General features: G+C 64.0%; 6 protein-coding genes and 1 pseudogene. 1 reads left to right on the forward strand and 6 read right to left on the reverse strand.

Annotated elements, in window-relative coordinates; all coding sequences use genetic code 11:
• Positions 1 to 31 precede the first annotated feature (31 nt).
• A complete protein-coding gene (locus VGG47_RS05290; protein ID WP_331536159.1) occupies positions 32 to 916 on the reverse strand; it encodes a glycosyltransferase family 9 protein in 885 nt (294 codons plus the stop codon).
• A 167-nt stretch (positions 917 to 1,083) separates the two neighbouring features.
• Positions 1,084 to 2,220, reverse strand: coding sequence for a glycosyltransferase family 4 protein (locus tag VGG47_RS05295; protein ID WP_331536161.1), 1,137 nt, complete (start codon positions 2,218 to 2,220; stop codon positions 1,084 to 1,086).
• 43 nt (positions 2,221 to 2,263) lie between these two features.
• On the opposite strand from VGG47_RS05295, the gene VGG47_RS05300 reads away from it, so the two are divergent.
• Entirely contained in the window at positions 2,264 to 2,998 is a 735-nt protein-coding gene (locus VGG47_RS05300; protein WP_331536163.1) for an alpha/beta hydrolase, read from the forward strand.
• 36 nt (positions 2,999 to 3,034) lie between these two features.
• Here the strand turns inward: VGG47_RS05300 and VGG47_RS05305 are convergent, their stop codons facing one another.
• The 4 genes and pseudogenes from VGG47_RS05305 to VGG47_RS05320 form a co-directional block, all read right to left on the reverse strand.
• Positions 3,035 to 3,913, reverse strand: a complete 879-nt coding sequence (locus VGG47_RS05305) for an SDR family oxidoreductase (RefSeq protein WP_331536165.1) — start codon at positions 3,911 to 3,913, stop codon at positions 3,035 to 3,037.
• 152 nt (positions 3,914 to 4,065) lie between these two features.
• On the reverse strand, positions 4,066 to 4,734 hold the full coding sequence (locus VGG47_RS05310) for a glutathione S-transferase family protein (RefSeq protein WP_331536167.1): 669 nt from the start codon (positions 4,732 to 4,734) through the stop codon (positions 4,066 to 4,068).
• A 168-nt stretch (positions 4,735 to 4,902) separates the two neighbouring features.
• Positions 4,903 to 9,435 carry a glutamate synthase large subunit gene (gene gltB / locus VGG47_RS05315; RefSeq protein ID WP_331536169.1) on the reverse strand — a complete coding sequence of 1,511 codons (4,533 nt, stop codon included), beginning with the start codon at positions 9,433 to 9,435 and terminating at the stop codon, positions 4,903 to 4,905.
• Positions 9,436 to 9,440: 5 nt separating this feature from the next.
• Positions 9,441 to 9,666: pseudogene (locus VGG47_RS05320) on the reverse strand (NAD(P)-dependent oxidoreductase); the annotation flags it as partial.

Consider the following 9,666-nt stretch of genomic DNA (forward strand, 5'->3'; position numbering starts at 1 on the left):
TCTCTCTTCTAGGTAATAAAAAGTCTGGGCGTTATGGCAGGGCGGCGCGGACTTGCGCAACCGGAAGATCGGCAAGATGCGGCGCGCGCAGAATCACCGGCCAGCCGCCGTCAGGATAGCGCGGGGCGGTCAGTTTCGGGTCGCTGGCGCCGGAGAACAGTACCACCGATTGCGTGCCCAGGGCGGCGGCCAGGTGCATCGGCCCGGTATCGTTGCCGATCGCGAGTTGAGCACGGGCCATGACGGCGGCAAGTTCCAGCAGGCTGGTGCGCCCGGTCAGGTTGATCCCGCCGATTTCTGCCGCCATTTTCTGCTCTTCGGCAGACCCTCCGACCACCGCCACTTGCATATCGAGGCTCTTGCACAACTCGGCGAAATTCTCCGTGGGCCAACGTTTCTCCGGCCGGTGCGGTGCCGCACCCGGCACCAGCACCGCATAGCGTTCCGGCAAGCCGAATTTCGAAATATCCGCCTTGGCCCAGGACAGGTCCGGGACCGGAAGGTCAAAAATCCCGGCAGCGTGAAGCTGCCCCTCCAGCCGCTCGCGCGAGTGCAGGAACACGCGGTTCGGGTCGGCATGCGGCAGCGAGCAGCCGGCTGCGATGCCCGACCAGGAAGGCCGGCCGGCCAGGACATAATAACGCGAGCTGCGCCCCGAGGTTTGCAGGTCGTAGACCAGATCGAAACCGCGCAATTGCCGCCGCAACCGGAGCAGGCCCGAAACATTCCAGAATTTGGGGCGACGGTCGATTTCCACATGATCGAACCAGCCAGAGGCACGGGCCAGCGGCGCGAACGGGGATGTCGTCAGCAGGGTGATCCGTGCCCCCGGATGGGCGGCGCGGATCGCCGCCATGGCGGGAAAGGCCAGCACGAAATCACCCATGGCGCTGAGCTTGATGACGAGGATTGCCATAGGCTAGGTCAAGCGAAGGGAAGGACTACTTTTTGTGAACAAAAAGTAGCAAAAAAACTTTATGAATCTGGGCCACGGGCTATGTCCCCGCCAACGCCCATAGCCCAGCATAAAAAAAGTTTTTGCGCCGCTTTTTTCAAAAATCGGCTGCTTTCTTTTTGTTTGTTTCACGTCAGAAGCTCCGCATACACGTCGAGCACGGCATTCTGCATTGCCGCCACCGAGTAATGTTCCGCCACATGCGCACGGGCATGGCGGCCCCAGGTCACGCGGTCATCGGAGGGCATGTCCAATGCGGCATCCAGGATGGCAGCCAGGGCCTCCACGTCCCCTGGCGGGACCAGAAACCCGGTCTCGCCGGAAATGATGGTTTCACGCGCGCCTCCATGGTCGGTGGCGATGACGATCCGCCCCATCGCCTGGGCCTCGATGATGGTGCGGCCAAAGGCTTCCGGGTCGGTGGAGGCGTTCACCACCACGTCGGCCAGCATCATCGCCGCCGGGATCTCCTCGGTATGACCGACCAGCCGCAGCCGGTCGGCGACACCGAGCCGCTTGCCCAGATCCATCAGTTCCGCCGCGTAGTCGAGCCGCCCCTGCGCGCTGCCGGCGAGGATCACCACCGCGTCGCGATGCCGCATTTTCGCCAGCGCCTGGATGAGGATTTTCTGCCCCTTCCAGGTGGTCAGCCGGCCGGGAAGCAAAATCACCGGATCGGCGAGATTCACCGCCCAGTCCCGCGCCAGCCGATACAGCACCTCGGCGGACATCACGGTCGGGTCAAATTTGTCCAGGTTCACGCCGCCATGAATGACGCGCAATGCCTGCTCGTCGGTGCCGTAGCGGGTGCGGATCAGCCCGGCGATGAAATGGCTCACCGCGATCACCCGGTCGCCTCTCGCCATCACCGCGTTGTAGCGCCTCTTCAGCGTGGATTTTTCGCCATAACTGCCGTGATAGGTGGTGACGAAGGGCGTGCCGGTGGCCTGTGTCGCCCACCAGGCGGACCAGGCCGGGGCGCGGGAATGCGCGTGCACCAGTTGGACGTCGCGCTGGGCGATGAGTTTTTTCAGCCGCCTGGCATTGCGGCGCATCTTGAACGGCGATTTCGTGTCCAGGGGCATCTCGACGATTTCCGCCCCGGCCCGGCGCGCGACGGCGCTGAGCACCCCGCCCGCGCAGGCGATCAAAACCTTGTGGCCGGTCGCATGGATCGCCTCGGCGATCTCGATCACCACGCGCTCGGCGCCGCCGGTGTCGAGTTTCGGCAGTACCTGGAGAATCGTGATGGGTCGCTCAATCATGGCGGGGGCGCTATCACGTATTTGCTTGCCAGGGGAGATTGAAGTGAAGACCTATCGCGTTCCGGATGTGGCACTGGAGTATGAATTTCTCGAGGGGCGCGGCCCGGTGGTGGTGTTCTGCCCCGGTTTCGCCTCGGATATGGGCGGCACCAAGGCGATGCGGCTATGGGCGCAGGCCCAAAAGCTGGGCCAGGCGATGCTGCGCTTCGACTATGCCGGCCACGGCGCCTCCGGCGGCCAGTTCACCGACGGCTGCATTGGCGACTGGACGGCGGATGCGGCCCATGTGATCGCCACCGTGGTGCCGGGCCGGGAGGTGCTGCTGGTCGGCTCCTCGATGGGCGGCTGGATCGCGCTGCTGCTCGCCCGGGCCTTAAAGACCCGCGTGGCGGCGCTGTTGCTGATCGCCCCTGCCCCGGATTTCACCGAATTGCTGATGAAGCCGGCGCTCACCCCGGACCAGCAGGAGGCTCTGCAACGCGACGGGCTGATCCTGACACCCAGCGAATATGGCGCCCCGACGCCGATCACCGCAAAACTTCTGGAAGATGGCGCGAATTACCTGCTACTCGACGCGCCGATTCCCATCGCCTGCCCGGTCCACATCCTGCACGGGATGAAGGATCCGGACGTGCCGTGGGAGCTGAGCCTGCGCCTGACCGAACGTCTCGAAACGCCTGATGTGCGGCTGATCTATGTGAAGGACGGCGACCACCGTCTCTCGCGCGAGGCTGATCTTGTGCTGCTGGAGCAGACTGCCGCCGCGCTACTTAAGTAAGAAGCCGCTTTTAAAAAAGCGGCGCAAAAATTTTTGTTATGCTGGGTCTGGGGCGTTGTCGGCGACGACGCCTCCTTCCTCTTCCTTTATTGCCCTTAGCCCTTCGCGATAGGTCGGGTAGCGCCAGGTCAGGCCCAGCCTGGCCTTGGTTTTGGCGCTGGCGACCTTGCGGTTCTCGGACCAAAAACTGCGCGCCAGCGGCGACATTTTTGCCACTGCCTCGACGTAAGGCACCGGGTCGGGCGGTGCGACTCCGAGCAGCCTCGCCGCCTCCACCACCACGTCGGCGCTGGAGGCCGGCTCGTCATCACAGAAATTGAATATTTGCACGCCGGGTGGGGCGTTGCGCCGCATCGCCACCAGCACGCCGTAGGCGATGTCGTCGCGATGGATGCGCCCGAACAGATGGTCCGGCTTGACCACACGCCGCGCCGTGCCCGCGCGCAGGTCGTCGAACATCGAGCGGCCGGGCCCGTAAATGCCGCCGAGACGAAAAATATCCACGGCAACGGGAAATATCCGCCACGCCTCCTCGGCCTGGACCCGGCGCTGTGTGCGTTCCGAGCCGGGTGCGGGCAGCGTGTCCTCATCGACCCAGCCGCCGTTTTGGTCGCCATAGATTCCGGTGGTGGAAAAATAGCCGATCCAACGCAGGTTTTTCGCGGCGCGAATGGAATCCGCATGGCGCCCCAGCACCGGATCGCCCGCCTCGCCGGGTGCAGCGGTGACGAGCAGATGCGTGGCCTTGGCGATGGCGGCTTCCGCCCCCTCGAACGGGATGAGCTGGATATCTTGCACCGGCATTTTCGTGGCGGGATCGCGCGAGGTCACAGTCACGGCAAACCCGGCCTCGCGCGCGGCCCGAGCAACGGCGGTGCCGGAATAGCCAAAACCGAAAATCAGCAGATCAGACATGCCAAACTCCCGAAAGAAAGTAGCCGCTTTTTGAAAAAAGCGGCGCAAAAACTTCTTTTATGCTGGGCCATGGGCGATGTCCTCGACAACGCCCATGGCCCAGCATAACAAAGTTTTTTTGCTTCTTTTTGTTCACAAAAAGAAGTCTTCCTTTAAAAATCCAGATCCGCGTAATGCGGCGGCGGGGCCATGCCGTTCACGCGGTCGGCCAGGACCGCGCGGAAGGACGGGCGGGATTTCATGCGCGCGTACCAATCCTTGGCGGCCGGTGCGACAGACCAGTCGACATCGCCGATGAAGTCGATCGAGGAGAGCATTGCCGCGGCGGCGAAATCCGCCAGCGAGAGGTTCGCCCCGGCGAGCCACTGCCGGTGCTCGGCCAGCCAGTCGATATACAGCATATGCTGCTTGAGGTTGGTGTAACCCGCCCGCAAGGCGCTGCCATCCGGCGCGCCCAGCCGCAGCGCCTGCTTCATGGTCTTTTCCCAGAGCAGGTTGCGCGACACCTCGGCGGCGAATTTCTGGTCGAACCAGGCCACCAGCCGGCGCGTCTCCACGCGCTCGGCGATGGTGCGGCCGAGCAGCGCCGAGTCGGGATAGGCCTCGTCGAGATATTCGCAGATCGCGTTCGAATCTGGAACGACCAGGCCGTTATTGTCGATCAGAGTCGGCACCGTGCAGGCCGGATTCATCTCCAGATATTCCGGGCGCCGGTCCCAGACTTTCTCCACGCGTAGTTCGAAAGGCAAACGTTTTTCCGCCAGAACCAGGCGGACTTTGCGCGCATAGGGGGAGAGCGGCAGATGATACAGGATTCGCATGGGGGCTTTATGCCAAAAGAGCGCTCCCACCGAAAGTGAGACAGCTCTAAGAAGGAAGAAAGCAACAGGGCCACAGGCCTTGTCACCGACAAAGCCCATGGCCCAAATTAACAAAGTTTTTTTGCTACTTTTTGTTCACAAAAAGTAGCCTTTCTTTTTACTTCGCCTTCAGGCGCGGATTTCCGCCTTCTCCTCATTCAGCGGCGCCGCCAGATAGTTGACGTATTCCTTCGGCACGATCTGCCAGAAATGCGGCAGCTCGCGCGACCAGTCGTTCAACATGCTGGCGGCGTAACGGCTTTCGGTTTCCGTCGCATGACGCTGGATTAAGGTTTTCAGCGTCTCTTCCCAGTAAGGTGTGGCGACACGCTGCCACAGCACCGTATCCGCGTTCACCCGCAGCTCGAATTTCCGCTCCGGATCATAAACGAACGCGACGCCGCCGGTGAAGCCGGCGCCGAAATTATCGCCCACCTCGCCCAGCACCACCACGGTGCCGCCGGTCATGTATTCGCAGCCATTGGAGCCGATGCCCTCGACCACCGTGACCGCGCCGGAATTGCGCACGGCGAAGCGCTCGCCGGCCCGGCCCGCCGCGAACAGCGCGCCCGAGGTCGCGCCATAGAGCACGGTGTTGCCGATGATGGTGTTCTCGTTGCTCTTCAGCTTCGAGGACGGCACTGGCCGCACCACGATGGTGGCGCCGGAGAGGCCCTTGCCGACATAGTCGTTGGCATCGCCGAACACTTCCAGCTTCAGCCCGTGCACGCCGAAGGCGCCGAGCGACTGGCCGGCGGAGCCGCGCAGCCGTACCGTCACATGGTCCGGCTGCAGCTTCGCCTTGCGGTACTTCGCGACGATCTGCGACGAGAACTTCGTGCCGATCGCGCGATGCGTGTTGCGGATGGCGTATTGCAGCTGCATCTTCTCGCCATTGGCGAAGAACGGCGCCGCATCCTCGATCATCTGCGCGTCCAGCGTCTCCGGCACCTCGTTGCGGCCTTCCAGCGTGCAATAGCGGGCATGCGGGCCGGGGTCGGCCTGGGCGAGAATCGGGTTGAGATCGAGATCGTCGAGATAGTCCGCGCCGCGGCTGACCTGGTGCAGCAGGTCGGTGCGGCCGATCACCTCGTTGAGCGAGCGGAAGCCGAGCGAGGCGAGAATGCCGCGCACGTCATCGGCGATGAAGGAGAACAGGTTGATGACCTTCTCCGGCGAGCCGTCGAATTTCTGCCGCAGCGCCTCGTCCTGCGTGCACACGCCCACCGGGCAGGTGTTGGAGTGGCACTGGCGGACCATGATGCAGCCCATCGCCACCAGCGAGGCGGTGCCGATGCCGAATTCCTCGGCGCCGAGCATGGCGGCGATCACCACGTCGCGGCCGGTCTTGATGCCGCCATCGGTACGCAGCTTCACGGTATGACGCAGGCGGTTGAGCATCAGCACCTGATGCGCCTCGGAGAGGCCGAGCTCCCACGGCATGCCGGCATATTTCACCGAGCTCTGCGGCGAGGCGCCGGTGCCGCCGACATGGCCGGAGATCAGGATCGCATCCGCCTTGGCCTTCGCAACACCGGCGGCGATGGTGCCGATGCCGGAGCGCGAGACCAGCTTCACGCACACGCTGGCGCGCGGGTTGATCTGCTTGAGGTCATAGATCAGCTGCGCCAGATCCTCGATCGAATAGATGTCGTGATGCGGCGGCGGGGAGATCAGCGTGACCCCCGGGGTGGAGTGGCGCAGTTTGGCGATCAGCCCGGTCACCTTGAAGCCCGGCAGCTGCCCGCCCTCGCCCGGCTTGGCGCCCTGGGCGATCTTGATTTCGATCTCCTTGCAGGCGTTCAGATATTCCGCCGTCACGCCGAACCGGCCGGAGGCGATCTGCTTGATCGCCGAGGCGGCGTTGTCGCCGTTCGGCCGCGGCTCGGAGCGGGCCGGGTCCTCGCCACCCTCGCCGGAATCGGAGCGCGCGCCGATGCGGTTCATGGCGATGGAGAGCGTCTCATGCGCCTCCGGGCTCAGCGCGCCGAGCGAAATGCCCGGGGCCAGCAGCTTCTTGCGGATCTCGGTGATGCTCTCGACCTCGTCGATCGAGACCGGGGTGCGGCCCTCGGCGCGGAAATCCAGCAGGTCACGCAGCGCCACGGGCGGCTGCTTGCGCACCATCTCCGCATAGCGCTTGTACATCTGGAAGCTGTTGGAGGCGACGGCGCTCTGCAGCAGATGGATCGCGTTATTGTCAAAGGCGTGCGTCTCACCGGCACGGCGCAGCCGGTACATGCCGCCGATTTCCAGCGGCACGACATTGCCGCTCCAGGCCAGTTTATGCTGCTCCAGCACCTTCTGCGCGATGCCGGGCAGGCCGATGCCGGAGATGCGCGAGGCCATGCCGGGAAAGAACTCGCCCACCAGCGTGCGCGACAGGCCGATCGCCTCGAAATTATAACCGCCACGATAGGAGGCGATCACAGAGATGCCGAGCTTGCTCATGACCTTGAGCAGGCCCTTATCCACTGCCTTTTTGTAGCGGCCGACGCAATCCTTCAACGACAGCTTGCCGAACAGGCCGCGCGCATGGCGGTCGGCGATGCTTTCCTGGGCGAGATAGGCGTTGATGGTGGTGGCGCCCACGCCGACCAGCACGGCGAAATAATGCACATCCATGCATTCCGCGGTGCGCACGTTCAGGCTGGTGAAGGTGCGCAGGGATTGCCGAACCAGATGCGTGTGCACGGCCCCGGTGGCGAGGATCATCGGGATCGGCGCGCGCTCCGGGCTCATCGCCTCATCGGTCAGGATCACATGGGTGCAGCCGATGCGCACGCCCTCCTCCGCCTCGCGGCGGATGCGCTCGATGGCGCGGCGCAGGCCGCCCTCGCCGTTCACAACCTTGAAGGTGCAGTCGACGACGCAGGCATTCTTGCCCATGGTGCGGCGCATCGCCTCGAACTCGGCGGTGGACAGAACCGGGGAGTTCAGCTGCAGCAGGTCGCACTGCTCGGAATCCTCGTCCAGCACGTTGCCGAGATTGCCGAGCCGCGTCTTCAGCGACATCACGCGGGTTTCGCGCAGGCTGTCGATGGCCGGGTTGGTGACCTGCGAAAAACTCTGGCGGAAGAAATGGTGCAGGCCGCGATATTTCGCCGAGAGCACGGCGAGCGGCGTGTCGTCGCCCATCGAGCCGATCGCCTCGTTGGCATCCTCGACCATCGGATGCAGCAGCAGCTCCAGCTCTTCCATCGTGTAGCCGACCGCGAGCTGGTGGCGGCGCAGCGCCTCGGCGTCGAACAGCACCGGCTCCGGCGCATCGGTCTTGACGATACGGTCGATCACCGTGATGCGCTTCACCCAGGCACCGAAATCCTGGCGCGCGGCCAGCATGTCCTTGATTTCCTGGTCGTGGTAGAATTTCGCCGCGTTGAGATCGACACCGATGGTCTGGCCCGGGCCGACATGCCCCTTCTCGATGATGCTGTCCTCGTCGAACTTCACCATGCCGGCCTCGGAGCCGACGATCAGCAGGTCCTGCGTGGTGACCGAGTAGCGCAGCGGGCGCAGCCCGTTGCGGTCCAGCCCGGCGATGACCCAATTGCCGTCGGTGGCGGCGATCGCCGCCGGCCCGTCCCAGGGCTCCATGACCGCGTTGCAGTACAGGAACAGGTCCTGATGCGTCTTCGGCATGGTGGCGTCGCTGCCGATCGAGGGCGGGATCATCAGCGTCTTGGCCATCGGCGCGTCGCGCCCGGCGCGCACCAGCAGCTCGAACACGTTGTCCAAGGAAGCCGTATCGGAGCCGCCGGCCTGCACGACCGGCTTCACGTCTTCCAGGAAATCGTCCAGCCCCTCGGCGGCGAGCCGCGTCTCGTGGCTCTTCATCCAGTTGATGTTGCCGGCGACGGTGTTGATCTCGCCGTTATGCGCCAGCATGCGGAAGGGCTGCGCCAGCCGCCAGGTGGGGAAGGTGTTGGTGGAATAACGCTGGTGATAGATGGCGAAGCGCGAAACGAAACGCTCATCCATGAGGTCGGGATAGAAATCCGCGAGGTTCGCCGCCAGGAACATGCCCTTGTAGATGATCGAGCGGCAGGACAGCGAGCAGAGATAGAGTTCCGGGATCTGTGCGGCGATCGCCGCCCTCTCGATCTTGCGGCGGATGATGTAGAGCTCGCGCTCGAACACCTCCTCGGACACGCCGCGCGGGTTCCAGATCATGATCTGTTCGATCTCGGGGCGCGTGGCATTGGCTTTCTCGCCGATGCACTCGAAGTGAATCGGCACCTGCCGCCAGCCATAGATGCGGTAGCCGAAGCTGAGGATCTCCGCCTCGACGATCTGCCGGCAGCGTTCCTGCGCGGAGAGATCGGTTTTCGGCAGGAACACCATGCCGACCGCGATCGGGCCTTCGCGCAGGCGGTCGCCGCCGCAGCGCACTTCCTCGGCGAAGAAATTGCGTGGAATTTCGATATGGATGCCGGCACCATCGCCGGTCTTGCCATCGGCATCGACCGCGCCGCGATGCCAGACCGCCTTCAGCGCATCGATGCCGGCCTGCACCACGTCGCGGCGCTTCTTGCCGTCGAGCGCCGCCACAAGGCCGACGCCGCACGCATCGTGCTCCTGCGCCGGATTGTAGGTGTCCTTGAGGATTTCCGTATTACGTGCCCAGGAGGCGAGAAATTCGGAAGCGGTTTCGTTGGTCATGCTAATTACTCCGCGGCCTGGGCCAGGGTCTGCGCCTGGATGAAATCATGAATGGCGGTGGCGGCATCGCGCCCGTCGCGGATCGCCCAGACGACGAGGGAGGCGCCCCGCACGATGTCGCCAGCGGCGAACACGCCGGGCAGGCTGGTCATAAACGTCTTCGGCTGCACTTTCAGGGTGCCCCAGCCGGTCAGCTTGAGTTCCGGTTCGTTGAAGGCGCCCGGCATGTCT

It is taken from the genome of Acidocella sp. (assembly GCF_036489515.1).
Classification (GTDB): Bacteria; Pseudomonadota; Alphaproteobacteria; order Acetobacterales; family Acetobacteraceae; genus Acidocella.